The organism is Azospirillum humicireducens, from assembly GCF_001639105.2.
Lineage (GTDB): Bacteria > Pseudomonadota > Alphaproteobacteria > Azospirillales > Azospirillaceae > Azospirillum > Azospirillum humicireducens.
The window spans coordinates 21,325-45,855 of the sequence record NZ_CP028907.1; the positions used below are offsets into that span (position 1 = coordinate 21,325).

The 24,531-nt window shown below is 65.2% G+C and carries 21 protein-coding genes; 7 read left to right on the forward strand and 14 right to left on the reverse strand.

The annotated features are described in order from the left end of the window. The first annotated feature begins 17 nt into the window (after positions 1 to 17). Genes A6A40_RS27415 through A6A40_RS27435 form a run of 5 tightly spaced genes read left to right on the forward strand, consistent with a single transcriptional unit; the run spans position 18 to position 4,401 of the window. On the forward strand, positions 18 to 1,697 hold the full coding sequence (locus tag A6A40_RS27415; RefSeq protein WP_108549018.1) for a SpoIIE family protein phosphatase: 1,680 nt from the start codon (positions 18 to 20) through the stop codon (positions 1,695 to 1,697). 19 nt (positions 1,698 to 1,716) lie between these two features. Next, positions 1,717 to 2,262 (forward strand): SiaB family protein kinase, encoded by a 546-nt coding sequence (locus A6A40_RS27420; RefSeq protein WP_108549019.1) that lies wholly within the window; start codon positions 1,717 to 1,719, stop codon positions 2,260 to 2,262. Between the two features lie 20 nt (positions 2,263 to 2,282). Next, positions 2,283 to 2,657, forward strand: coding sequence for a biofilm regulation phosphoprotein SiaC (gene siaC / locus A6A40_RS27425; RefSeq protein WP_108549020.1), 375 nt, complete (start codon positions 2,283 to 2,285; stop codon positions 2,655 to 2,657). Between the two features lie 38 nt (positions 2,658 to 2,695). Then, a complete protein-coding gene (locus A6A40_RS27430) occupies positions 2,696 to 3,631 on the forward strand; it encodes a sensor histidine kinase (protein ID WP_108549021.1) in 936 nt (311 codons plus the stop codon). After that, complete coding sequence (locus tag A6A40_RS27435) at positions 3,628 to 4,401, forward strand: diguanylate cyclase domain-containing protein (RefSeq protein ID WP_108549022.1); 774 nt, start codon at positions 3,628 to 3,630, stop codon at positions 4,399 to 4,401. The genes A6A40_RS27430 and A6A40_RS27435 overlap by 4 nt, the downstream gene beginning before the upstream one ends. A 22-nt stretch (positions 4,402 to 4,423) precedes the next feature. On the opposite strand, the gene A6A40_RS27440 is transcribed toward A6A40_RS27435, so the two are convergent. Both A6A40_RS27440 and A6A40_RS27445 read right to left on the reverse strand, forming a co-directional pair. Beyond that, a complete protein-coding gene (locus A6A40_RS27440; RefSeq protein WP_108549023.1) occupies positions 4,424 to 6,298 on the reverse strand; it encodes an AI-2E family transporter in 1,875 nt (624 codons plus the stop codon). Positions 6,299 to 6,400: 102 nt separating this feature from the next. Next, a complete protein-coding gene (locus A6A40_RS27445) occupies positions 6,401 to 7,432 on the reverse strand; it encodes an agmatine deiminase family protein (RefSeq protein WP_108549024.1) in 1,032 nt (343 codons plus the stop codon). Between the two features lie 966 nt (positions 7,433 to 8,398). On the opposite strand from A6A40_RS27445, the gene A6A40_RS27455 reads away from it, so the two are divergent. After that, entirely contained in the window at positions 8,399 to 10,459 is a 2,061-nt protein-coding gene (locus A6A40_RS27455) for a sulfatase-like hydrolase/transferase (RefSeq protein ID WP_108549025.1), read from the forward strand. A 122-nt stretch (positions 10,460 to 10,581) separates the two neighbouring features. Here the strand turns inward: A6A40_RS27455 and A6A40_RS27460 are convergent, their stop codons facing one another. The 12 genes from A6A40_RS27460 to A6A40_RS27515 form a co-directional block, all read right to left on the reverse strand. Beyond that, positions 10,582 to 11,415, reverse strand: coding sequence for an ABC transporter permease subunit (locus A6A40_RS27460; protein ID WP_108549026.1), 834 nt, complete (start codon positions 11,413 to 11,415; stop codon positions 10,582 to 10,584). Continuing rightward, positions 11,412 to 12,356 (reverse strand): ABC transporter permease subunit, encoded by a 945-nt coding sequence (locus A6A40_RS27465; protein ID WP_108549027.1) that lies wholly within the window; start codon positions 12,354 to 12,356, stop codon positions 11,412 to 11,414. The genes A6A40_RS27460 and A6A40_RS27465 overlap by 4 nt, the downstream gene beginning before the upstream one ends. Then, a complete protein-coding gene (locus A6A40_RS27470) occupies positions 12,353 to 13,504 on the reverse strand; it encodes an ABC transporter ATP-binding protein (RefSeq protein WP_108549028.1) in 1,152 nt (383 codons plus the stop codon). The genes A6A40_RS27465 and A6A40_RS27470 overlap by 4 nt, the downstream gene beginning before the upstream one ends. Before the next feature lie 99 nt (positions 13,505 to 13,603). Continuing rightward, the gene (locus tag A6A40_RS27475; protein ID WP_108549029.1) at positions 13,604 to 14,701 is read right to left on the reverse strand and encodes an extracellular solute-binding protein; all 1,098 of its coding nucleotides are present in this window, start codon (positions 14,699 to 14,701) and stop codon (positions 13,604 to 13,606) included. 130 nt (positions 14,702 to 14,831) lie between these two features. Then, positions 14,832 to 16,385 (reverse strand): GDL motif peptide-associated radical SAM/SPASM maturase, encoded by a 1,554-nt coding sequence (locus A6A40_RS27480; RefSeq protein ID WP_108549030.1) that lies wholly within the window; start codon positions 16,383 to 16,385, stop codon positions 14,832 to 14,834. A 102-nt stretch (positions 16,386 to 16,487) separates the two neighbouring features. After that, positions 16,488 to 16,682: a DUF1843 domain-containing protein gene (locus A6A40_RS27485; protein WP_108549031.1), complete on the reverse strand. Its 195-nt coding sequence runs from the start codon at positions 16,680 to 16,682 to the stop codon at positions 16,488 to 16,490. Between the two features lie 82 nt (positions 16,683 to 16,764). Beyond that, a complete protein-coding gene (locus tag A6A40_RS27490; protein WP_108549032.1) occupies positions 16,765 to 16,956 on the reverse strand; it encodes a DUF1843 domain-containing protein in 192 nt (63 codons plus the stop codon). Between the two features lie 47 nt (positions 16,957 to 17,003). Continuing rightward, the gene (locus A6A40_RS27495; RefSeq protein WP_108549033.1) at positions 17,004 to 17,189 is read right to left on the reverse strand and encodes a DUF1843 domain-containing protein; all 186 of its coding nucleotides are present in this window, start codon (positions 17,187 to 17,189) and stop codon (positions 17,004 to 17,006) included. Positions 17,190 to 18,005: 816 nt separating this feature from the next. Continuing rightward, positions 18,006 to 18,380 carry an EamA family transporter gene (locus A6A40_RS27500; protein WP_108549034.1) on the reverse strand — a complete coding sequence of 125 codons (375 nt, stop codon included), beginning with the start codon at positions 18,378 to 18,380 and terminating at the stop codon, positions 18,006 to 18,008. 41 nt (positions 18,381 to 18,421) lie between these two features. Beyond that, on the reverse strand, positions 18,422 to 21,310 hold the full coding sequence (locus tag A6A40_RS32375; RefSeq protein WP_108549035.1) for a UbiA family prenyltransferase: 2,889 nt from the start codon (positions 21,308 to 21,310) through the stop codon (positions 18,422 to 18,424). 423 nt (positions 21,311 to 21,733) lie between these two features. Next, entirely contained in the window at positions 21,734 to 22,540 is an 807-nt protein-coding gene (locus A6A40_RS27510) for an amino acid ABC transporter permease (RefSeq protein WP_167562544.1), read from the reverse strand. A gap of 79 nt (positions 22,541 to 22,619) precedes the next feature. Continuing rightward, positions 22,620 to 23,447 carry a transporter substrate-binding domain-containing protein gene (locus tag A6A40_RS27515; RefSeq protein WP_236784096.1) on the reverse strand — a complete coding sequence of 276 codons (828 nt, stop codon included), beginning with the start codon at positions 23,445 to 23,447 and terminating at the stop codon, positions 22,620 to 22,622. A 126-nt stretch (positions 23,448 to 23,573) separates the two neighbouring features. On the opposite strand from A6A40_RS27515, the gene A6A40_RS27520 reads away from it, so the two are divergent. Further along, complete coding sequence (locus tag A6A40_RS27520; RefSeq protein WP_108549037.1) at positions 23,574 to 24,497, forward strand: homocysteine S-methyltransferase family protein; 924 nt, start codon at positions 23,574 to 23,576, stop codon at positions 24,495 to 24,497. Positions 24,498 to 24,531: the final 34 nt, after the last annotated feature.

Below are 24,531 nucleotides of genomic sequence, written 5' to 3' on the forward strand. Positions count from 1 at the left end.
GGGTCAGGAGGATGTGGATGAGCGTCACGGGATGGGACGACACCGAATCCTATACGCTTCGCGGCTCAGGCCCCCGCGGCACGGACGAGGATGCCGTGCGCGCCGGGGGATCGTCGCTGCTGACCCGTGTCATCCTGATGATCGTCGGTTGCACCCTGCTGGTCGGACTGGTCGCGATGGGCGTCTCGTCCGTCCTGGTCGGGCGCCAGCAGCGCGAGGCGCTGACCCATCGCGCCACGCTGGTCGGCACGCTCCAGGCGTCGGCCATGGGCCAGGCGGTGTGGGAGTTCGACACCCGCGCGGTCGAGGGGATGATCCGCGGCCTGATGGCCGAGGATGCCGCGGTGCGCAGCGTCAAGGTGTGGGCTGCTTCCGGCGGTCGCGGCGGCCATGGCGATCCGCTGGTGGCGCTGGAGCGCCCCGCCGGACGGGCGGAATTGACGACCGTCGAGCGCCAGATCTCCATTTCAGGTGGCAACGGCGAACGCACCATGGTCGGCCTGCTGCGCCTGACCTACTCGCTGGAGGAAGCGGAAAGCGCCACCATCACCGCGCTGGCTCCGATGGCCGGGCTGGTCTTCTTCTCGCTGCTGGCCGTCATCGGCATGATCAGCATCCTGCTGAACCGGCTGGTCCTGGCGCCGCTCGCCCGGCTGACGCGTTCGGCCGGCGCCATCGCTGCCGGCGACTACCGGGTACGGCTGCGCAACCGCCGCGCCGACGAGATCGGTCAGCTGACCGTCGCCTTCAATCACATGGCGGAGACCGTCCACGACTATACCGAGCGGCTGGAGCAGCGCGTCGCCGAACGGACGGAGGAACTGCGCCGGTCCAATGAACAGCTGGCCGTGGTGAACCGTCAGGTCATGGACAGCATCCAGTATGCGAGCCTGCTGCAGTCGGCCATCCTGCCCGACGAGAGGGAGATGGCGCGACGGCTGGACGGTGTCTGCGTGCTGTGGCGACCGCGCGACGTGGTGGGCGGCGATTTCCACATCTTCCGCGAACTGGAGGACGGCCGCTTCCTGATCGGTGTCGCCGACTGTTCCGGCCACGGCGTGCCGGGCGCCTTCATGACGATGACGGTGTCGGCGATCCTCGACCATGTGCTGTCCGACACGCCCGACAGCGATCCCGCGGCGATCCTGGGCCGGTTGAACCGCATGGTGCGCGCGGCGCTGGCCCGCGGCCGGGACAATCCGCGCTTCGACAACGGGCTGGACATCGGGCTGTGCCTGGTGCGGCCGGACCGGAGCGACCTGCTGTTCGCAGGCGGCCGGATCGGGTTGCACATCGTCGATGCCCGGAGCGGCGATGCCGCAGCGGTCAGCGAGATCAAGGGGGATGCCCAAAGCCTGGGCTATCGCCGGTCGGACATCGGCCACCGCTTCTCCACCCACCGGGTGGACCTGGCACCTGGCCGCAGCTTCTACCTGACCACCGACGGTTTCCTCGATCAGGCCGGCGGCGCCCGTGGTTTCGGGTTCGGCAACCGGCGCTTCAACGCCATGCTGCTGGATACCGACAACATCCCAATGGCAGACCGCAAGGCCGCCTTCGCTCAGGCTCTTGCCGACCACCAGGGCGACCGGGCCCAGCGCGACGACATCACCCTGATCGGTTTCTCGCTGTCACCGGCATCGGCCACGGCGGCTTGCGGGACCGACGGCTCCTCCTCCCACCTCATCCACCCGTAAGGCAGGTCGTCAAGGTACGATGAAAGGCAACGAACTCTTCAACCTTCAGGAGCTGCTGTCACGGCAGAAGCTGCTGATCTGCTTCAGCGGCCCCTTCAGCCACAGCGTCATCGAAGAGCTGGGGAAGGCGGTCCGCAACCATCTGGAAAATGAGCGCATCGAGAAATCAGCGATCATGGATGTCTTCTCCGTCTATGTGGAGCAGGCCCAGAACGTCAGAAACTATACCGCGTCCCGCGAAGCGCAAGGCCGTCCGATCCCCGCCAACAGCGGCATCGTCGTGATCGGCAAGGAGGACGACCATTACGTCGTCAGCTCCGGCAATCTTGTCGAGGCGGACGACGTTCCAGCCCTGTCGGCGATGCTGGAGAAGTTGCGTGGCCTGGACAAGGCGGGGCTGAAGGCCGCCTACAAGGAACAGTCGCGCAAGCCGCGCGAAGCGGGCGCCAGCGGTGCCGGCCTGGGACTGATCGACATGGCGCGCAAGGCCACCCGTCCACTGGAATACTCGCTGCGTGCAGTGGATGATCACTATTTCTTCTTCAGCCTTGAAGTCCAGCTATAAAAAATCACGGATCACTCATAATGGATAATTTGCGGATAGAGGCGACCTCCTGCTCCCCCCTGATCGATTTCGATCCGGCTGCCGGGATCCTGCGCATCGATGGAGAGTCCTACCCGGAAAATTCCTTCGATTTCTACGCGCCGGTTTTCAGCTGGCTGGAGGAGTATTTGAAGGAACCCGCGGCTTCGGTGGTGCTGGACATCGGACTCAGTTACCTGAACACCAGCAGCATCAAATGCATGATCGATGTGTTGGAGATGCTGGACGTCGCCCATCAGAACGGCCAAACCGTGACGGTGCGCTGGCACTACGACAGCGACAACGACCGTGCCCTCGACATGGCCGAGGAGTTCGCGGAAGACGTGTCCCTGCCCTTCGAAATCCTCGCCCATTGAAGACACGTCAACCAGCCGAGATGAACTGAGCACCCGAGATGTCGATGCGGTCGCAGGAACAGGAGCTTCGTCAGTGGATCGAGCGATTGGCCGGGGATCCGGCCAATGCCGGCAATCCGCTGCTGGAGGAATTCCAGAATCTGGCCGAACGGCATGGCAAGCTGTTACGCCAGTTCCGCAAGATCGCGAAGATCAGTGACCGGTTGCAGACCGAGACCAAGGACATGGCGCGCCAGCAGCGCCAATTCGTGCTGATGGTCAGCCATGAGTTCCGCACCCCGCTGGCGATCATCGACAGCGCCTCGCAATTGCTGGAACTGGAACCGAAGCTGCCGGGCTCGGCCAGGCCGCGGGTGGGAAAGATCCGAAATGCGGTGCAGCGGATGCTTCATCTGATCGAGCGCTGCCTGACCGACGACCGGCTGGGCACCGCAGTCGCACGGCCCACAGCGTTCGACCTCGTCTCCATGCTGGGCAGTCTGGTCCGGGAAATGGGAACATCGGCGGCAGGGCACCGGTTCGAGCTGCATGGTTTCGACCGCCCTGTTCCCATTCCCGGCGACCGCGACCTTTTGGCCGTTGTCTTTTCCAACCTGCTGGAAAACGCTGTCAAATACTCGCCGAACGGAGGAACGATCCGCCTCGACCTCTCCACTGGCGAGGGGCAGGTGACGGTGCGTGTTGCGGATGAGGGAATCGGCGTCAATGCCGCCGACGCGGCACGGCTGTTCGACAAGTATTTCCGGGCATCCAATGCTGCGGGCACCACCGGCGCCGGGTTGGGTCTTCATCTCGCCCGCTGCATCGTGGATACCCACGGAGGCGGAATCTCGGTGGCGAGCCAGCCGGGTCAAGGCGCAGACTTCACGGTCCGCCTGCCGCTCGCCCGAATCGCACCTGCGCAAGCGGCTTCGACTGCGGTTATGGCGGAGACGCCCGCGCAGGCACCATCGATGACGGAGACGGCGTCATGAACGGCGACGCGACATCCGGTGACGGGAGGGTCTCGGGGCTGCCCAGGCGCTGGGCACTGCGGCGGGGAACGGTGGGAATGATGCTGCAGGAACAGAAACTCCAGGATTGGCTCGCCCGGCTTGCGGAAACCGAGGGGTATGCCGCCCATCCGCTGATGACGGAGTTCCGCGCCCTGGCGGACGAACACCTGAAGCTGATGCGGCAGTTGACCAAGATCGCCAAGATCAGCGACCGCATCCAGACCGACACACGGCAGATGGCGCAGGCATTGCATGCCGCCTCGCAGACCGATCCGCTGACCGAACTGCCAAACCGCCGCCATATGGTCGACCGCCTGGAAGCGGAGCTGTGCCGCGTCGGCCGGAGCGGCGGTGGATTCGCCCTGATCATGTTGGACATCGACCATTTCAAGGAGGTCAACGACGCCTTCGGCCATGCCGCGGGCGATCACGTCCTGGTGGAGGCCGCCGGGTTGTTGCGCCGGAACCTGCGCGGACATGACCTGTGCGCCCGCTGGGGGGGCGAGGAATTCCTGATCCTTCTGCCGGACACCGATCAGGTGCAGGCGGAGACGGTGGCGGAAAAACTGCGCGGACTGATCGCCCATCATTCCATCACCCATCAGGGGCGCGGTATCGGCGTCACGCTGAGCCTGGGAGTGGCCGCCTACCGGCCGGGGCGGACCGCGGACGACTGCATCCAGGCCGCGGACGATGCGCTCTATATCGCCAAGCGCGCCGGACGGAACAGGTGGGCAACGGCGGCATAAGCCGTCGTCATGTCGGCCTCTCTCAATCCGCTTCGACTTGCGGCTCGGCGGCGGCCGGCGTCGTGGCGCCGATCCGCAACTCTTCCAACTGCGCCAGGGCACCGGCCATGCCGGTGGCGACCAGGTCGGCATCGGTCTCGGCGCCGGCGCGTTCCGGCACTTCGGCTGCGGGGTGGGCGCTCCACAAGCAGAGCAGGATCGGCACGCGGGGACCGAAATGCAGGCGCAGCCGTCGCAGCAGCCTGCGCGAATGGGCGAGCGCCGAGGGGTTGAGGGAAGACAGAACCACCGCATCGACGCCGGTCGTGCCGAGGCTGGCGATGGTCCGGGCGGACACCTTCTCGCACGGGATCACGTCGGTGCGGACGCTGCGGCCGGACAGCAGATAGGCGAGCAGCCCGGCCGCCGCTTCGTCCAGATTGTTGCGGGCGCCGATGCAGAGCACGCGCGGCGCATTGTCCGGTGGGTTGCCGATCTCCGACAGTTCGTCCAGAAGGTTCGCCATTCCGTCGGCCACGGCTTGACGGCCTTCCGGATTCAAGGTGCCGCGCTGGCGATCCTGCTCGGCCAGCGACAGGGCGGGCAGCAGCAGACCGTCCGCCATCTCGTCCAGGCTGCTCCTGCCAAGCCGTTCCTCCGCAATCTCGGTCGCCTCGGCGGGATCGCGGGCCAACAGGCGCTGGTACACCTTCGCCTCGTCGGGCAGGACGGGGCGGTCGCCCAGCATCACCTCCAGGAAATGCAACTGCGGCACATGGCGCCCCAGCACCACGAGACAGACGGTCAGCGGCGTTGCCAGCAGCAGGCCGACCGGCCCCCACAAGGTCGTCCACGCCACCGCCGCAACGATGATGGCGAGGGAGGACAGGCCGGTCGCCGTGCCGTAGAGCCAGGGCTCCACCACATTGTTGGAAAGCAGTTCCACCGCAACGAACAGCGCGATGCACAGCAGCGGCAGAGTCCAGCCGGTATCGACCGCGAAGGATATCAGGATCGGAAATGCCGAGGCGATCACCGGCCCCAGGAAGGGGATGAAGCGCAGAACCGTCGCCATCAGCCCCCACAGCAGCGGATTCGGCACGCCGAGCAGCCATAGGCCGATGCCGATGGGAATACCGTAGGTGACATTGACCACCACCTGCATCAGCAGATAACGGCTGACCCGCTCGCCGGCATCGTTCATCGCCTCCGTCGTCCGGCTGAGATCGCCGGACCCGACCAGCCGGATAAGACGGTCGCGCAGATCCTCGCGCTGCAACAGCATGAAGATGGTGAAGACCAGCACCATGCCGGCCGTGACGATCGGCGTCATCGCCGGGCCAAGCACCCGGCGCACAAGGTCGAAGATGCCGGTATCGGATTGGTCGAGGCGGACCGGCACCGGTTCCCGACGGGACGGGCTGACAGCCTTGCCCAACGGTGGCGCTGCCGGTGGTTCGCCGGCGGTCGCCCTCTCAAGCTCCTGCTGCAGGTCCCGGAAGGCGTCGGTCGCCTGCTTCAGCGCGCCGCGGCCGCCGGCGGAGGACGTGGTGGCACGCAGGGTCTGGATCTTGGTGTGGATGTTGCGTTGGTAGGTCGGCAGATTCTCCGCCAGATCGCCAAGCTGGCTGCCCACCACCGCGCCGAAGCCGATGATGGTCATGAACAGCAGGACCACCACTGCCAGAACCGATGGCACCCGGCCCAGATGCCAGCGCTCCAGCCGGCTGACGATGGGCGTCAGCACGAAACCGAGCAGCACCGCCAGCGCGATGGGGATGAGGATGTCCGCCGCCAGATACAGCGTCACCACGATCAGTGTGATGATCAGCAGGATCGTCTGGGTCGAGGCGGGGGGCGCGGCCTTGGTCACCGCGATGGGGCGTGCCTGCAGCCAGCGGGCGGTATCCTCGGCCATGATCGTCGGGCTTTCCGGAAAGGAGAATGCCCGACAGGAACACCGGCCGTGTCGGCGCGTTCCCTCACCCGCCCAACAGCGGACACGGAGAGGGAACCGCCGTCAGGGAAGCGGCTGCTGCTGGGTAATGCAGTGGATGCCACCGCCGCCGCGCACGATGTCCATGGCGGCGATCTGCACCACCTCGCGGTCGGGGAAGGCCTTGCGGACGACACGATAGGCCTCGTCATCGGCCGGATCTTCGAAGGCAGGCATGACGATGCCGCCATTGGCGATGTAGAGATTGGTGTAGGACAGGGTCAGGCGCACCCCGTTCATGTCGCGCCGGGCGGGCTGCTGGATCGGGATGACCTCAAGTTCGCGGCCCTTGGCGTCGCGGGCACGCTTCAGCCGGTCGAGATTGTCCTGGAATATCTTGAAATTCGGGTCGCCCGGATCGTCGGTGGTGATCGCCATGACCACGCCGGGACGCACGAACAGCGCGATCTCGTCGATGTGGCCGTCGGTCTCGTCGTCCTGATAGCCCTCGCCCAGCCAGATGACCGTCTCGATGCCGAGATGGGCCTTCAGGTTCCGTTCGATCTCGGCCTTCGACAGGCCGGGATTGCGGTTGGGGTTGAGAAGGCATTGTTCGGTCGTGATCAGCGTCCCCTCCCCGTCTACATGGAAAGAGCCGCCCTCCATCACCAGCGGGGCGGCAAAACAGGGGAGCTTGAGGTGGTCGAGGATCAGGCGCCCGACCTGCTGGTCCTTATCGCAGCCGTCGTAATTGCCGCCCCACGCGTTGAAGCCCCAATGCACCCCGGCCAGCCCGCCCTTGCCATCGACGACGAAGCTGGGACCGGTATCGCGAATCCAGGAATCGCTGATCGGCAGCGGCAGGATCTGAACACCGGGACCGCAGGCAAGCGATGCCTCGGCCACATCCGCCGGGTCGCACACCATCGTCACCGGCTCGAACCGGGAAATGGCCTGCGCGACCTCGGCGTAGGCGTCGCACGCGGCGTCGAAAGCGCCCTCTGGCCAGGTTTCCGGCCGGCACGGCCACGCCATCCAGCAACCGCTGTGGCGCACCCACTCGCCGGGCATGTGGAAGCCTTGACCCGTCGGCGTCAGGGCGTTCGGTGTCGTCATGCGTCGATCCCTCTACGCTTTCAAAAGTCCCAGTTTGCCCTTCGCAGCCGCAACACCAACAGGATGGTCGGCGAACCACGTGGGACCGGGACGTTTTTCATCCCAATCCACCCTAACCACGGGAGCGCGCGTTTGGCAATCGCATCCACTGCAGCGGGCACTTGGCCTTATGGCAGAGAAACTTTTGAGAAGGACGCGGAATGAAATCGCGTCGGCATGCCGGGAGAGGGATCCGGCATGGGTCCGGTCAGCGGCCGGACGGGGGACGCAGAGCGCGGCGGGCGGTAACCGTACGGTTGGTCGAATAAGCCATGGAAACAGGACTGAAGAAGCCGAGTCTCAACAATGGGAACCACAGGAGTGCGCGCATGACACAGCCTCTTTCGCTGTTGACGATGACACCAATATAGCAAAAGAAATGGGCAATTGCCATCCGTGACAACAGAGGTCTGCCGCGCGTGGATGGCTGAGCTTGCGGACCCGTGGCTGAATGTCTCAGCTGACGTTCCGCACCCACCCCGTTCGTGGACGGAATTTGGAATTCCTGCTTCGGGTTCAGGCCCATAAAGGGACTGGACTGGGATGGACCCAGTGTAAATCACCCCCCTGAAAACGGGACGTGGCGATGAATTGAGGCCAGTTCCGGCTGACCGAAAGCAGTTTGGGCGGTTTGAACGCGGTGTACCACGCGCAATCCAACGCCCGCACGCAACAGCGCCGAATGCGGCCATTCTCAAGTAATTTGCAATAAAATGCACACATCGGTATGATATTTATTTGCATGATCTAAGCGAAAATTATTACCAATATCGTTTGACGCAGCAAATGTTATCAAACTATCCTTAAAAAAATGAATGAGACTAGAAAAAATCTACAGCCTGAAACGGAAAATCATCCGATTTCCGAGAGTTCATTACTTTTCTCCGCCGCTTCTCTCCGATACAGATCGCAAGGGATAATATTGTCATGAGTGAAATCGCCAACCGGCCGCAGCACAACGGCACGCAGCCCAACATCCTGCTGATCTCCGTCGATCAATACCGCTACCCGCGCTTCTCCTATGGCCCCAATGGCGGATTGGCGGAACCGCTGAAGCGGATCCTGGGATTCCGGGGCGAGGCGGACGTGGGAGAGAACGAATATGCCCGCTTCTTTCCCGGCCTGACCCGGCTGCGCAGGAACGCGGTGGCGCTGCACAACCATACCATCGGGTCCAGCGCCTGCACCCCCAGCCGCGCGGTGATGTTCACCGGCCAGTACGGCAACCGCACCGGCGTGACCCAGACCGACGGCATGTTCAAGGACGGCAACGCGGCCCAATTCCCGTGGTTGGAGGCCGACGGCCATCCCACCATGGGCCATTGGATGCAGGCCATCGGCTATTCCTCCCATTATTTCGGCAAATGGCATGTCAGCAACCCGGCCGGCCATTCGCTCCAGCGTTACGGCTTCTCCGATTGGGAGCTGTCCTATCCGGAGCCCCATGGGGCGGCCATCAACAACCTGGGCATCTACCGCGACGCCGGTTTCGCCGACAACGCCTGCCTGTTCCTGCGCCGCCGCGGACTGGCACTGCCCTACAATTACGGGGTTTCGGCCGACGAGGCGCGGCCCGGCCCCAACACCCCCGCCACCGACGCCGCCCAGCGCCCCTGGTTCGCGGTGGTGTCCTTCACCAACCCCCATGACATCGCCACATATCCCACTGTGGTTTCCCAGGCCCTGCCGCCGACCGATGGAAGCGCGGCAAAGACCCAACCGGTGTTCGGCCCGCTCGACGTGCCTCTCCAGGGTCAGTCGTCGCTTCCGCCGACCGAGGGCACCATGTCGATGCCGCTCAACCCGCAGGGCTTCCCTCAGGATTGCGCCGGCAAGATACCCACCTGGAACGAGGATCTGTCGACCAAGCCGTCCTGCCAGTTCGACGCCGCCTACAAGATCGGACTGGCCCTGTCCGCCAAGGCGAGCCACGGCGCCGTCAGCGCCGCCGGCAACGTGGCCGGGACCGCCGACTGGGAAGCCGCGGTGGCGTTGGCCCTGAAATTCACCATCCCGTTCCAGCTTTCCGAGGATCCGGAGGGGTACAGCATCCAGCTCCTGCAATTCTATGCCTGGCTGCATTCCCAGGTCGATCCCCAGATCAACCGCGTTCTCCAGGCCCTGGAGGATTCCGGGCAGGCCGACAATACCATCGTGATCTTCGTGGCCGACCATGGCGAGCTGGGCGCGGCCCACAACATGATGCTGGAAAAGTGGCACGTCGCCTACGAGGAGGCCGTGCATGTGCCGATGGTGGTCCGGTTCCCGACCTCGATGGGCGGCGACGGGACCACGTTGAGACATGTGGATGCCGTGACCAGCCACGCCGACCTCGTGCCCACCGTGCTGGGCCTGACCGGCGTTGGTCAGACGGCCCTGGACGAAGCGGCGGCCAAGCTGGCCGAACGCCACACCATGGCACCGTTTCCCGGCATCGACCTGACGCCGGTGTTGAAGACCCCCGGCACGCCGGTGACCTATCCCAATGGCCAGCCGCGCGTAGGCGTGCTGTTCATGACCGACGACGAGGTGACCCAGCCGGCCGATGGCGGCCGACTCACCCAGCCGGACTATTACGGAGCGTACGAGGTGTACTGCCAGACGGTCGAGGCCGTACGCACCGGCGCTTTCAGCGTCAAGAGCGTGCCGGAACTGTCGCCCGGCCCGGTGCGCCAGCCCAACCATATCCGGTGCGTGCGTACCGAAAATGCCAAGCTGGCCCGCTACTTCGATCCGGCAAACCCGCTCCTGCTGGAATGGGAGATGTATGATCTGAGCCGGGATCCGAACGAGGAGACCAATCTCGTGCAGGTGAATGGGGCGGCCCCCACGGCGCGCACCGACCTGGAGAGCCTGCCCGGCTGGTACGACGTGGCGACGGTCCAGGCCGAAGCCGACCGCCTCGCCGCCTTGCTGGCGGATGTGGAAAGGCGTGCGGGGCTGGACGTGCATCCTTCCGTTCCGGTGGAACAGACGGTGCCGGCATAAAGTGGAGGCCGGGGCCTTGGACACGAGGGCCCCGGCCCCAAACAGTACTTAAAAACAAAAGGTTAGAATCCGCCCGGTGCGTCAGTACGCATCGGGCGGACTCCACACGCACAGCTCTGCACTCAGCCGTTCTGGATCGCCATCTGCTCGTCGCGTTTGCGCTGGCGCTCCTGGCGGGTCATGACGATGCTGGCGACGAAGATGCCGGTCGCCACCACCAGAACCATCAAGGTGGCCAGCGCGTTGATCTGCGGGCTGATTCCGAACTTCACGCTGGAGAAGATCACCATCGGCAGAGTCGTCGAGCCGGGACCGGACACGAAGCTCGCCACCACCACATCGTCGAGCGACAGGGTAAAGGCCAGCAGCCATCCGGCGACCAGCGCCGGGGCGATCAGCGGCAGGGTGATGACGAAGAAAACCTTTGCCGGGCGGGCGCCCAGATCCATCGCCGCCTCTTCCAGGCTGCCGTCCATGCCGGCAAGCCGCGACTGGATGACCACCGCGACATAGGACATGGTGAAGGTGGTGTGAGCGATGGTGATGGTGGTGACTCCACGCCCGTCGGGCCAGCCCAACCATTGCTCCATCGCCACGAACAGCAGCAGAAGCGACAGGCCGGTGATGACTTCCGGCATGACCAGCGGTGCGGTGATCATGCCGCCGAACAGCGTCCGGCCGCGGAACCGCCCGAACCGGACCAGCGCCAGCCCGGCACAGGTTCCCAGCAGAACCGACAGCGTCGCCGACACCGCCGCCACCTGGAAGGACAGCAGGGCCGCGTCCAGCAGGGTGTCGTTGTGGATCAGCTCCGCATACCATTTGGTCGAGAAACCGCTCCACACCGTCACCAGCCGCGATTCGTTGAAGCTGTAGACGATCAGCAGCGCGATGGGCACATAGAGGAAGGCATAGCCGAACCACAGCGCCCAGGACAGGAATCCGATCCGCTTCATCGGCCGGCCTCCGCCTGTTTGCCCTGCACATGCTGGAAGATCATGATCGGCACCACCAGGACCAGAAGCAGGGCGATGGCAACGGCCGACGCCACCGGCCAGTCGCGGTTGGCGAAGAACTCGTTCCACAGCACGCGGCCGATCATCAGCGTGTCGGGACCGCCCAGCAGTTCCGGCGTCACGAACTCTCCCACCGCCGGGATGAAGACCAGCAGCGACCCGGCGACGATGCCCGGCAGCGAAAGAGGCAGCGTGATCGACAGGAAGGACTTGAATGGCCGCGAGCCTAGGTCGGCCGCCGCCTCCAGCAGGCTGGGATCCATCTTCTCCAGCGTCGAATAGAGCGGCAGCACCATGAAGGGCAGATAGCAGTAGGTCATGCCGATGTAGACCGCCCAGTCGGAATAGAGGATCTCCACCGGACCGCTGGTGATGCCCACCCATTCCAGCAGGTTGCTGATGACGCCGTTGCCCTTGAGGATGCCGATCCAGGCATAGATTCGGATCAGGAAGCTGGTCCAGAAGGGCAGGATCACCAGCATCATCAACGGGCCGCGCCGCGACGGCTCGGCCTTGGCGATGGCGTAGGCCATCGGATAGCCGATCGCCAGGCACAGCAGCGTGGTGACCGCCGCGATCCGCAGCGAATTCAGGTAGGCGAGGATGTAGAGGTCGTCCCCGCCCAGCCGGAAGTAATTGCTGATGTTCAGGAGAATCTGCAGCTTCGATGTGCCGGCATCCTCATCGGTCAGCCATTCGACCAGCGAGGAATAGGGTGGCTGGGCGATGATCGATTCGGAAAAACTGATGCCGAAGACGATCAGGAAGGGCACCAGGAAGAACAGAAGCAGCCACAGATAGGGGACGGCGACGACCACGCCGCGGCCCCACAGCCCGATCCGGCTGAGGCCAGAAACGAGGATGGCGACGACCGTCCTCATTGCGTCAGCACCACGCCGGCGAAGGGACGCCAGGTCAGGGTCACCTCGTCCTCCCAGGTGATCGGCATTTCGGTGCGGCGGGTGATGTTGGGAGCGGTGACGCGCACCGTCTTGCCGGTCGGCAGTTGCACCAGATAGATCGACACGTCGCCGAGATAGGCGATCTCGCGCACGATGCCCGTCGTCTGGTTGCGCCCGTCTCCACCCGGCAGCGGCTCCTTCGACAGGGCGATCTTCTCCGGCCGGATGGCGACGGAGACGGGCGAACCGGCCGGCGCCGGAGTTGCGTGGGCGATCAGCAGCTCGCAGCCGGCCTCCTCGGAGGCGACGATCACCTGATCGCCGTTGGTCTCGACGACGCGGCCGTCGAACATGTTGATGGAGCCGATGAACTCCGCGACGAAGCGGTTGTGCGGATACTCGTAGATCTCGGTCGGCGTGCCCACCTGCGCGATGACGCCATGGTTCATCACGGCGATGCGCGAGGACATGGTCATCGCCTCCTCCTGGTCGTGGGTCACGACGATGAAGGTGACGCCCAGCTTTTCCTGGATGTTGACCAGTTCGAACTGCGTGCGCTCGCGCAGCTTCTTGTCGAGAGCCCCCAGCGGCTCGTCCAGCAGCAGCAGCTTCGGCCGCTTGACCAGCGAGCGGGCGAGCGCCACGCGCTGGCGCTGGCCGCCGGACAGCTGGTGCGGACGGCGCTTGCCGAAGGCCGACAGCTGGACCATCCCCAGCATCTCCGCCACGCGGTCGCGGATCTCCGCCTTCGCCACCCCGTCCTGTTTCAGGCCGAAGGCGACGTTCTGCTCCACCGTCATGTGCGGGAACAGGGCGTAGGACTGGAACATCATGTTGACCGGCCGCTCATAGGGCGGGATGCCGGCCATATCGACGCCGTCGATGAAGATCTTGCCCTCGGTCGGCTGTTCGAACCCCGCCAGCATGCGCAGCAGCGTCGTCTTGCCGGAGCCCGAGCCGCCCAGCAGGGCGAAGAACTCGTTGCGGTAGATCGACAGACTGACCTCGTCCACCGCGACGAAGTCACCAAACGTCTTCGTCACCTTTTCGATGCGGACATAAGGCGTCTGGCCCGCGTCCTGCCACGGTTCCAGGCGGGTGGGCTTGCGAATCGGCTGACCGGCCATCCGGTATCCTCTTTCATGACAACGCCCCGGCAGTTCCCCATCGCTGGGGATCGGCCGGGGCGGGCCGGCGCCACGGGGCGGCGCCTCAGGGGGTCCGGCTTACTTGCCGGTCTTGACCTTGGTCCACACGCGGGTGCGGGCGCGGTCGGTGGCCTGCTTGACCTGCTTCAGCGAGAACAGCTTCAGCTTGCTGTCGGCCGGCAGGAAGATGCCGGGGTTCGACTTGATGTCGTCGGCGACCGTCGCCAGCGAGGCCGGCACCGCGTTGGCGTAGCTGACCTTGTTGGAGATGTTGGCCATGTTGGCCGGGTCGAGGACGAAGTTGATGTACTCGTAGGCGCCGTCCTTGTTCGGCGCATCGGCCGGGACCGCCAGGGTATCCCACCAGACCTGAACGCCTTCCTTCGGCGTGATGTACTCCACCTTGGCGCTCTTGGCCTCGGCGGCGCGGGCGGCACCCTGGATGGCATCGCCGTTGTAGGCCATCACGACGCAGGCGTCGCCGCCGGCCAGAATGTTGATGTTCTCACCGGTGACGAAGCGCTTGATGTAGGGACGGACCGCCATCAGCGTCTTTTCGACCTTTTCCAGATCCTCCTTCTTCTCGGAATTTGGATCGAGGCCGAGATAGTTCAGCACCGACGGAATGACGTCGATGGCCGAATCCATCACGGTGATGCCGCAGGCCGCGACCTTCTTGGCAACTTCCGGCTTGAAGATCAGATCCCAGCTGTCGAGCGCGACGTCGGGGGCGACAGCCTTGATCTTTTCAGGGATGATGGCGATGCCGACGGTGCCGCCGAGATAGGGCACGGCGAATTTGTTGCCGGGGTCGGAATTCTCCAGCAGCTTCAGGACCTTCGGGTCGATGTTCTTGTAGTTGGGGATCTTCGACTTGTCGAGCGGCCCCACGACCTTGGCCTGGATCAGGCGCGACAGGGTCGGCTCCGCGGTCGGCACGATCACGTCATAGCCGGACTTGCCGACCAGCACCTTCTGCTCCAGCAGTTCCAGGCTGTCGTACAGATCGACCTTCGTCTCAGCGCCCGTGGCCTTGGTGAAGTCGGCGAGGGTCGTCTCACCCAGATAGTCGTTCCAGATGTAGATGTTGACCGGCTTCTTGGCCTGGGCCATCGCCGGGCCGGCGATGGCAATCGCCGCGACCGCGCCGATGAGGCTGAGAGCGAATTTTTTCATGGTTTGCCCCGACCTGTTCGTCTGTGTTGCGGGCGCCGCCACATCCCGACCGCACGCCCGGCTCGCGGGCGCTATTGCACCCAGGCCCGGGTGAGTTGTCAACGGTTTGGGTCGAGTTTTCGGCCAGCCGTCAGTCGCCAGCAGCGGTGGCGGCAGCGGCGGAGGATGGTTCGCCGGCAACGTCCGGCTTCGCGGCACGCAGCCCGTCCAGCAGGCGCTGGGTTTCGCGGATGAGCGCATGGCGCCGTGCACGGTCGACCTCATGCTGCGCCGCCGCCGCCGCGACATCGGCGCCGCAATGGGGACAGTCGGTCTCATGCGGCCAGACATACTGGTTGCAGGCACGACAGAGCGTCAGGCTGGGCGGCACCACGCCACCTTCGGGGGAGCGTTCGTGCTCGTGGCGGTGGACCTTGGCCGGATCCCGCTCCGGCAGGCCGGGGGACTCGGCACCGGGGATCGGTTCCTGGATCAGGGCGAACTCGCCGATGGCGAAGGCCTCGTCCGGTGCGTCCTTGATCTTCACCACCCGCTCGCGCAGGCCATGTCTGGCAAGGTCGAGCACCCGGTAATGACAATAGGGATTGTTGCCGCGCTTGCCCAGCAGCGATTCTGACGTCCAGGTGCAGCCGGCCCGGCAGATGTCGGCGTAATAGCAGGTACGGCAATAACCCCACAGCTCGTCCACCGAGCGCAACCGGCCGAACCGCATACGGTCGGCATGGCGCCAGATGTCCTCCACGCTCATCTCGCGGATGTTGCCGGCGGCATAGAGGGAGGTTGCCAGCGACGGACACCCCTTCAGGGTGCCGTCCGCTTCGATGCCGATGCCGATCTGCCCGGCGGCGCAGCCGGTCCAATGCATCCGGTCGTCGCCCAGACCGCGCCAGATATGCTCGTAAGGACCGTAATAGCCGACATTGTTGCCGACCACCATCAGCAGCCCGCGCTCCAGGCCCTCGCGGTAGAGACGGGCCAGCAGGGGCATGACGTCGAGAAGGCGGTGGGGTTGCAGCAGCAGGTCTGGATTGTCGACGGCGTTGCCCATCGCGACGGTGAACTGGATCTGCCAGTGGGTGGCCCCGGCTTCGATGATCCGGTTCATCAGCTCGGGCAGATGGTCGGGGGTTTCAGGTCCGATCTGGGTGTTGACCGACACCGCCAGCCCGCGGTCCTTGGCGCGGCGAAGGGCGCTGATCGCCTGATCGTAGGAGCCGGAAACGCCGCGCACCCGGTCGTGCAACTCCGGCAGCCCATCGATCGAGACGCCGATGGCCTGGAGTCCGGCCTCGACCGCCTCGTCGAGCCGCCGGTCGGTCAGATTTCGGCCGCCGGTCTGCACGGCGGTTCTGATACCGTGGCTGCGGCAGCGCCGGATGATCTCCACCCAGTCCTTGCGCAGATAGGCCTCGCCGCCGATCAGAGAGATCTCGCGGGTGCCGAGTGCCGCCAGACGGTCGACAAGGTCAAGCGCCTCCTCGGTGTTCAGCTCGTCAGGCCGCGGCCGGCCGGCGCGCGATCCACAATGCTGGCACTTCAGATTGCAGGCAAGCGTGGTTTCCCAGACCACAAGGACCGGAACCAGCCTGCGGAAATCGTCATCGAAGCAGTAGCGGGCCGGCACGGACGCCGACTGGTCCGCAGAGTGGGCCGAACGGTCGAGGCTGGGAAGCGGCTGGTCCATGATTCCGGAATCTTCCTCAGAATGAGATTGGCTCTGATTATCGGCGGCGCGGCGCCGCCGGGGTGCGGGCCGGCATGGAGAACGCACCCCGGCCGCCGCGGATCAGCCCTTCGATTCGGCCTTGGCGATCTCGATCTTCAGAAGCTGCAGCAGACGCGGAACGTCGCCGTAGGTGGCGAGATGCGCCTCGGCCTCGGCCGCGACCTTCTTCATCCTCGACAGATCTCCGCTGGCGATGGCTTCGGTCATGGCGGCCATGTACATCGGCCGGGGATGCGGGAGGGGGGAACTGGACATGTGGCGTTTCCTTGGCTTTGACGGGAAGGGAGGTTGGGGATCGGTCAAGCGGGGAGCAGCGGAAGGAGCGGGCCCAACCGGATCAGGAACCGGCTTCCGCCTTGGCGATCTCGACCTTCAGCAGGTTGAGGACCGACGCGACGTCGCCGTGTTCGGCGAGATGCTGCTCGGCGGCCGCGGCCGCCTCCTTCATCTTCGCCAGATCGCCGCTGACAATGGCGTCGGAGATCGCCACGCCATACGGCTTGATGGAGCGCAGGGGTGCTTCGGACATGTGGGAAATGCTCCGCGGGGAATCTGGAACGGTGTCGGCGATCCCGGTCAGCCCTTCGCTTCGGCTTTCGCGATCTCGACCTTCAGCGTCTCGAGCATCGAGGCGACGTCTCCGTGCGCGGCGACATGCGTCTCGGCAGCCGCGGCGGCCTCCTTCATCTTCGACAGATCGCCGCTGGCGATTGCCTCGGTCATAGCACCGCCGTAGAGCATGCGAATGGGGGGTGTGGACATCCGATGATCTCCTTCAAGTCGTGGTTGGAGAAATGCGCTTTGAATGCGCAGCGTGATGCCGATGTTTAAAACTGACGAAATTGAAAATTAAATAGTCGACAGCTGAAAATCGGCAAACTAATTCTGATTTTCATAAATACAGAAATCGAATGAAAGAGGGGTTCTTGCTGTCTTTCACACCAATGAATGCAGGCGATCGATTTATAAATATATTTACATCGACGAATCAGTCTTGGTCAATTGATAATATATTATTTTTAATTTTCTTTTTGAAAGAATGCTTTTGTAACTGATTAAATGAGTTTCCCAATGTGCATATTGTTCTGCTGGCCGCATATCACAAGAAACGCCGCACGGCAGACGTGCGGCGCGGTGCTAGCGTTCGGATTTTCCGGCAGGAGGGGGGAGGAGCGGGCGGTAGAAGGCGGCCGGCCGCGGCTGCAAGGGGCGAAAATCCCATGCGTTGAATGCCGCGACCGGCAAAGAGCACGCTCTTCCCAGGCAACGGCCCGCCGGCCGGCATCTGGAGCGCCTGTCGCTGAAATTGCGCACTCTGGTATTTTTACTCGTAAATATGCTGTCAGTTATATCCACCCCACGACTTCGGTCAAGACGGGAATCGCTATACTCCTATTTTAGAAATGAAATATTTGTTGTCAAAAATCGTTTCCACATCATGGCAGTCACAGAACACGAGACCACCACCGATCCGTAATATTTTTGCAATGCAAAAAGAAGGTGCCACGACTGTTGCCATGGCGCCTTCCTCTTCGATATCCGATGCCGACCCTGCTCCTATATTTTGAACCGGAGTCTTCAGCTCTGTGCGGTCAGCATCACGCCAAGCACGACCAGCAGGGTGCCGATCACCCGCGTCAGGCTCATGCTCTCGCCGAGCAGCAGAACGCCCAGAGCCAGCGTGACCAGGAAGCCCAGACCGACGAAGGGATAGGCCATGGTGACATCGACCTTCGCCAGCACCGCCAGCCACACCACCATGCCCAGCCCGTAGCAGGCAAGCCCGGTCAGGATATGCGGCGTGGCGACGATAGACAGGGCGATCCGCCCGGCCTCCCCCTGCGCCAGAGCGTTCGATACCGCCGGGCTCGACATGCCGATCTTCAGGGATATCTGAGCGAGGGCGGACAACGTGACGCTCAGCAGGATCAATCCGACGACAGCGATGGGCATGGGAACTCCGGCGGGATGACTGAAGACAGGAGAGCGGCTGTTCAGGACCGGCCGAAGACGAGCGTGGCGGCGCAGACCAGACCGATGGCGAGGCTCCACCTGTCGCGGGCGGCGAACACCACCGGATCGTCATGCATCAGCCCGCGGTGGGTCTGCAGCCAAACCCGCCCGATCCAGAAGAGAAGAAGCGGGCAGATGATCCACAGCGCCTGAGGCTGATCATAGATGCGTCCGACCTCCGGGCTGTTGATGTAGAGCGCCATCACCAGCACCGAGAGGAAACCGGCCGACACGCCGATGGATTGCAGGACCGGCATGTCGGCGGTCAGATAGCCGCGCCCCTCCGCCTGCCCCAGCCCCAGCTTCAGCATGCTGTCCATCTCGGAATAGCGCTTCACCATCGCCAGACTGAGGAACAGGAACATCGAGAAGGCGAGCAGCCAGAAGGACGGGACGATGCCCGTCGCCGTGGCGCCGCCCAGCACCCGCAGCGAATAGAGCCCGGCCAGCAGCATCACGTCCCAGATCACCCGGTTCTTGGCGAACAGGTTGTAGAACAGCGACGAGGCGGCATAGGTCGCCAGCGCCGCCAGGAACAGCGGCGGCAGCGCCACCAGCGACAGGACGAGGCTGGCCAGCAGCAGGCCGGGGATCAGCGACAGCCCGAGGTCGAGCGGCAGGTCGCCGGCTGCGAAGGGACGGCGGCGCTTGCGCGGGTGGCGGCGGTCGGCCGGCAGGTCCAGCAGATCGTTCAGCACATAGATGCTCGACGCGCACAGCCCGAAGGCAAGGAAGGCGGCGATGGCCTGGAGCGTCGGCCCGACCTCCCCCAGCTTCTGGCCGGCCACCAGCGGCACGAAAACCAGCAGGTTCTTCAGCCACTGGTGCAGGCGCAGCGCCTTCAGGATCAGCAGCAGGCGCGGCCGGCGCGGGGTGGCGATGGTCTCCAGCGGGCACAGTGTGGCGGCATGGCGAACCACGCCGGCAGCGGCGTCCACCGCGATGCCGCGGCGGGCGGCGCGCCAGACGGCGTAATCGGCCTCGTCGTTGCCCATGTAGTCGAAGATGCCGGACGGGACCTGCGCCCGGATCGCCTCCAACTTGCGCTCGCTCTTCAGGTTCAGGCGATCGCTGCTGGACAGCACCTGATCGAACAGGCCGAGATGGCGGGCGATGGCGTCGGCATAGCGGTGATGGGCGGCGGTCGCCAGCACCAGCCGCCGGCCGCGCCTGCGCTCCGCTTCCAGCCGCTGAAGGACGGCCGGGTTGTAGATGAGGCCGGCCGGGTCGATCTCCACCCGGCGGGCCAGTTCCGCCTTCAGCCGCGCCTTGCCGCCGGCCAGCCAGACCGGCACCAGCAGCGCCGCCCAGGGCCGCGCCTTGATCAGGCCGAACAGCGATTCATAGAGGAGGTCGGTCCTGAGCAGCGTGCCGTCGAGATCGACGAACAGCGGTGGCTCCTCGTCGACCAGGGGCGGGACCGGCGTCTCGGCGGCGGCACGCGGGAGCGCGACGACGGACGGCGCAGCCTCTTCGACCGGCGAGGCATGACCGCGCCCCACCGTTTCCGCCACGCCCCACAGGGCCGCTGCGGCGCGGTCGTGCCGGCCGGCCAGCACCGGGATCAGGCCGAGCAGCATCAGGGTGGCGAAGAACAGGTAGGATTGCAGGACGTTCAGCGGCGTGTCCGCCAGCGCGTTGACCGGCCAGAACAGGACGTTGCCGGCCAGGAAATAGGCCACCGCCAGCAGCGTGACCGCCCCGGCCGGACGCCGCAGCCCGGGCTCCAGCAGGATCAGGAAGGCCAGGGCGAAGGCGGGCAGCAGGATGCCGTAATGGTGCACCCAGGCGACCGGCGAACCGACAGTGAAGCAGATGCCGGCGACGACGAAGGCCAGGATCCGCTCGGCCCCGCGGTCGCGCCGCCGCCACAGCAGGCCGAAGCCGACGAAGGCGAGGCCGGAAACCTGCGTGGCGATATGGACCACCGGATGATAGGGGGCGAATGCCTCCGCCGACCACTCCAGATTGTTGCCGTTGTGCAGCAGGCGGTTGACCAGCCCGTTGACCGTCTGGTTGACGTGATAGCTCTCGCCGTGCCGGCCGATGAACAGCAGCACGTCGAGGTAATCGACCATCGGCGCGAAGCCGTAGAGCAGGGTCGCCAGCGCCACCCCCGGCACCACGACCGCCGCCCAGCCTGCCGCCATCCGCCAGTCGCCGCGGAGCGCCGCCCAGGCGAGGAACAGCGACATCTGCGGCTTCATCAGGGTCGATGCGCCGAGCAGGGCTCCGCACAGCATCCGGCGGTCGCGCAGCAGGGCGATGCAGGCGAAGACGAAGGCGGCGTTGAGCCAGACCTGCACCTGCCCCAGCGAGAAGGCCTTCAGCACCGGATAGAAGCACAGCGTCGCGACGAAGCCGAAGCCGCCCAGCAGCACCTGGGTCAGCCGGTCATCCCGCGCGCCGGGCAGGCGCAGCCGCGCCGCCATCTCCAGCACCAGGATCGCCATGCCGGCCGCGGTCGCCAGCACGAACAGCAGGTTGATCCGCTCGAAGGCCACGAGATCCAGAACCCCCAGCGCCTTCATCGCCTCCAGCGGCAGCAGCGAGGTGACGGGATACTGGAACTTGATGTGCTGCTTGAAGAATACGCCGTCATAGACATTCTCGCCCGGCCGCTCATGCAGCCAGTCGAGTGCCGCGATCATCGGATCCCAGCTGTCGACCGGGATCAGGTCGGGGTTTTCCAGCACGAACAGGTTCTGGATGTCGGTCAGATTGCTGGCATGGCCGCCGCGGTGCAGCGCCAGCCCCAGCAGCCCGGTCGTCAGAACGATGAACATCGACGCGAGGATGATGCTGCGCTGGACCCAGCCAACGCCTCGGAGGCCTGTTCGAAGGGTCGGGATCGCAGGGTGCATGCTCATGCTTGGCTATCCCTCGGTTGCGTCGGGACGATGCCCCTGTACCGGGCCTCTGCGCCGGTTGGAACACCGTAGCGGCCAAGAGGAGATCGTCTTCCGTGACTATTTCCGGAGGAAAAGACCAAGTCTGCCGGCGGCGAACGCCCGGTTCGGCACCCGCATCACCCCGTCTCTCACCGGACAGGGTCGAAAATACACTGTGGATTTGCTTTGAAAGTCTTCCATTCCGTGTGGAAGCCGCAATCAACGGGAGAGAGAGCGCCTTGCGCTTTTACGCCCGGCCGCCACGGCCGCGCCGCGCGGTCGTGGCGGAACGCGGCACCCGGCGACCGAACGGACATGGGGGGGAAGGCTCTTCGGAGTACGGCGACCGGTGCGGCGCCGCAGTGGATTCGGCACGCGGCGGTTCAAGCCGTTCGGGACGGGTCAGCGCCGATAGGCCCGTCCATAGCGGACTTCGAGCCGGCTCTGCACATGCTCGAAGATCAGGGACAGCATCCAATAGACCACCGCGGCGGTCAGCAGCATCTCGACATAGCGGTAGCTGGAGCGGCCATAGGACTGCGCCAGGAAATTGATCTCCCACAGTCCGGTGACCGAAACCAGCGACGAATCCTTCAGCATCGCGACGAACTGGGCGCCGGTGGGCGGAATGACGAAGCGGGTCGCCTGCGGCAGGATCACCGTCCAGACGGTCTGCCAGCGCGACAGGCCGAGCGCCATGGCGGCTTCCCGCTGGCCGGGGGCGACAGACTGGACGCCCGCGCGGAAAATCTCGCTGAGATAGGCGCCGTAATTCAGCGACAGCGCCAGCACGCCGCAAGGCAGCGCCGCCGGAACCGGTCCCAGCTGCGGAAGCCCCAGATACAGCAGCAGGAGCTGGACCATCAGCGGCGTGCCGCGGAAGAAGGAACCGTAGAAGGTCGCCACCCCGAAGGCGACCGGGTTTGACGACAGCCGCCCGGCGGTGGCCAGCACGCCGATGACGATGCTGAGCGTGATCGACAGCAGGCAGATCAGCAGAGTCAGCGCCGCCCCCTGCAGGAACCCGCCCGGCGTCAGGCGCAGGCCGAGCAGGAACGGCAGTTTCTCCGCGATCAACGCGAATTTCAGGTCGAAGCTCTGGAAGAATGCCAGCAGCAGGAGTGCGAGCGCGCCCCAGACCACCGCCACCTTGATCCTGAATCCCGCCTGCCGCCCAGAACCCGGCGCCGCCGCAACACCGTCCGTCATCCCGTCCATCCGCCTCACGCCCCGGCGGCACAAGGCCCCGTCGCCGGGGCCGCTCCGCCGGGGTCTTCCTCCCGATCCATCAACCGGTGATGTCGATGCCGATCCACCGCTTGGAGATGGCCGACAGGGTGCCGTCCGCCTTCATCGCCTCGATAGTCGCCTTCACCTTGGCCGACCATGCCGCATCGCCCTTTTCCACCGCAACCCAATTGGGCTCGGCATAGAGCTTGTCCGACACGATCTTGAACCGGCCGGTGGCGTCGATGCGCTCCTTGGCGGTGATGTAGTTGGTGATGACCGCGTCCAGCCGCTTGCCGCCGCCGAGGCCGAGATCCTGGAAGGCCACCGTCTCGGTCTCGTACGGCGCCACCGTCACCTTGCCGAAGGGGAAGCTGGGCTGCTGGGCGTCGGGGGCGGTGATCTTCAGCGTCTGCTGGAGATACGCCTCGTACGAGGCGCCGGACTGCGCCGCCACCGTCTTGCCGGTGATGTCGGCGATGCCCTTGATCCGGGTCTCGTCCTTGTGGACCACCAGCACGGCGGGCGACTCGTAGTACTTTACCGGGAAATCGAGAACCTCGGCGCGCTCCGCCGTCGGGGTCATCGAGCAGATGCAGATGTCCCAGCGTCCGCGCCAGTTGCCGGCAGCGATCACCTCCCAGGCCGGGGTGTCGATGGACAGCTTGACCCCCAGCCGCTCGGCGAAGGCCTTGGCGACGTCGATGTCGAACCCGACCAGCTCGTTCTTGTCGTTGATCGAGGAGAAGGGCGGATAGTCGTTCAGCAGTACGAGCTTCAACTCGCCCCGCTTGGTCACGCGGTCCAGGACCTCCCCTGCCCACGCCATGGGCGTGGCGGCCTGGATGGCGACGAAGGCGGCGGCCGCGATGGCGAGTCGTTTCAACATGAAGAACCCCGTAAAATCTGCGTTATATGATCTATATTCTCCAATCTATTTATATAGATTGTCAACGCCCTTCACTTTCGATTAGGACAATCCTTCAACTCGACGCCAGTTGCAACGGAGCATGGAATGACTGAGGGAACGATCATCTTGGACGGCGGCATGGGCCGGGAGCTTCAACGCATCGGCGCGCCGTTCCGCCAGCCGGAATGGTCCGCCCTCGCCCTGATCGAGTCCCCCGACCATGTCCGGCTGGCACACGAGTCCTTCGCCCGCGCCGGCGCCGATGTGTTGACCACCAACAGCTATGCCGTAGTCCCCTTCCACATTGGCCGCGACCGCTTCGACGAGCAGGGTCTGCCCCTGGCCGACCGCGCCGGCCGGCTGGCCCGGTCGGTGGCGGACGCCCACGGCATCAAGGCTGCCGGGTCGCTGCCGCCGGTGTTCGGCTCCTACCGGCCCGACCTGTTCCTGCCCGAGCAGGTCGACGCGATCCTGCGGGTGCTGGTGGATGGGCTGGCGCCGCACGTCGATGTCTGGCTGGCCGAAACCCAGAGCGCGCTCGACGAGGCGCGGGCGGTACGCCGCGTGCTGGGAGACGATGCGCGGCCGCTCTGGCTCTCCTTCACGCTCGACGACACCGATGCCGGGGCGGTGGCCGCGGGCCGCACCGCCCCCACCCTGCGCTCGGGCGAGACGGTGGCCGACGCGGCGCGGACCGCCGCCGGACTGGGGGCGCAGGCGCTGCTGTTCAACTGCAGCCAGCCGGAGGTGATGCGGGCCGCCGTCGAGGCGGCGCGGGCGCAGCCGGAGGCGGCGGGGCTGCGGATCGGCGTCTATGCCAACGCCTTCCCGCCCCAGCCGAAGACGGCGGAGGCGAATGACGGGCTCGACCCGATCCGCGACGATCTCGACCCGGCGAGCTACCTGCGCTGGGCCGAAAGCTGGGTGGAGGCCGGAGCCTCCGTCGTCGGCGGCTGCTGCGGCATCGGCCCCGACCACATCGCCGCCCTCGCCGGCCGGCTGAAAGAGGGCAAGCCCCGCATCGGCTGACAGGATGGGGAAGACAGGGCGGCGGGGCGATGTG

Coding starts and splice junctions, on each gene's coding strand:
- A6A40_RS27415 (WP_108549018.1), top strand. CDS start 18: ATGAGCGTCACGGGATGGGACGACACCGAATCCTATACGCTTCGCGGC.
- A6A40_RS27420 (WP_108549019.1), top strand. CDS start 1,717: ATGAAAGGCAACGAACTCTTCAACCTTCAGGAGCTGCTGTCACGGCAG.
- siaC (WP_108549020.1), top strand. CDS start 2,283: ATGGATAATTTGCGGATAGAGGCGACCTCCTGCTCCCCCCTGATCGAT.
- A6A40_RS27430 (WP_108549021.1), top strand. CDS start 2,696: ATGTCGATGCGGTCGCAGGAACAGGAGCTTCGTCAGTGGATCGAGCGA.
- A6A40_RS27435 (WP_108549022.1), top strand. CDS start 3,628: ATGAACGGCGACGCGACATCCGGTGACGGGAGGGTCTCGGGGCTGCCC.
- A6A40_RS27440 (WP_108549023.1), bottom strand. CDS start 6,298: ATGGCCGAGGATACCGCCCGCTGGCTGCAGGCACGCCCCATCGCGGTG.
- A6A40_RS27445 (WP_108549024.1), bottom strand. CDS start 7,432: ATGACGACACCGAACGCCCTGACGCCGACGGGTCAAGGCTTCCACATG.
- A6A40_RS27455 (WP_108549025.1), top strand. CDS start 8,399: ATGAGTGAAATCGCCAACCGGCCGCAGCACAACGGCACGCAGCCCAAC.
- A6A40_RS27460 (WP_108549026.1), bottom strand. CDS start 11,415: ATGAAGCGGATCGGATTCCTGTCCTGGGCGCTGTGGTTCGGCTATGCC.
- A6A40_RS27465 (WP_108549027.1), bottom strand. CDS start 12,356: ATGAGGACGGTCGTCGCCATCCTCGTTTCTGGCCTCAGCCGGATCGGG.
- A6A40_RS27470 (WP_108549028.1), bottom strand. CDS start 13,504: ATGGCCGGTCAGCCGATTCGCAAGCCCACCCGCCTGGAACCGTGGCAG.
- A6A40_RS27475 (WP_108549029.1), bottom strand. CDS start 14,701: ATGAAAAAATTCGCTCTCAGCCTCATCGGCGCGGTCGCGGCGATTGCC.
- A6A40_RS27480 (WP_108549030.1), bottom strand. CDS start 16,385: ATGGACCAGCCGCTTCCCAGCCTCGACCGTTCGGCCCACTCTGCGGAC.
- A6A40_RS27485 (WP_108549031.1), bottom strand. CDS start 16,682: ATGTCCAGTTCCCCCCTCCCGCATCCCCGGCCGATGTACATGGCCGCC.
- A6A40_RS27490 (WP_108549032.1), bottom strand. CDS start 16,956: ATGTCCGAAGCACCCCTGCGCTCCATCAAGCCGTATGGCGTGGCGATC.
- A6A40_RS27495 (WP_108549033.1), bottom strand. CDS start 17,189: ATGTCCACACCCCCCATTCGCATGCTCTACGGCGGTGCTATGACCGAG.
- A6A40_RS27500 (WP_108549034.1), bottom strand. CDS start 18,380: ATGCCCATCGCTGTCGTCGGATTGATCCTGCTGAGCGTCACGTTGTCC.
- A6A40_RS32375 (WP_108549035.1), bottom strand. CDS start 21,310: ATGAGCATGCACCCTGCGATCCCGACCCTTCGAACAGGCCTCCGAGGC.
- A6A40_RS27510 (WP_167562544.1), bottom strand. CDS start 22,540: ATGACGGACGGTGTTGCGGCGGCGCCGGGTTCTGGGCGGCAGGCGGGA.
- A6A40_RS27515 (WP_236784096.1), bottom strand. CDS start 23,447: ATGTTGAAACGACTCGCCATCGCGGCCGCCGCCTTCGTCGCCATCCAG.
- A6A40_RS27520 (WP_108549037.1), top strand. CDS start 23,574: ATGACTGAGGGAACGATCATCTTGGACGGCGGCATGGGCCGGGAGCTT.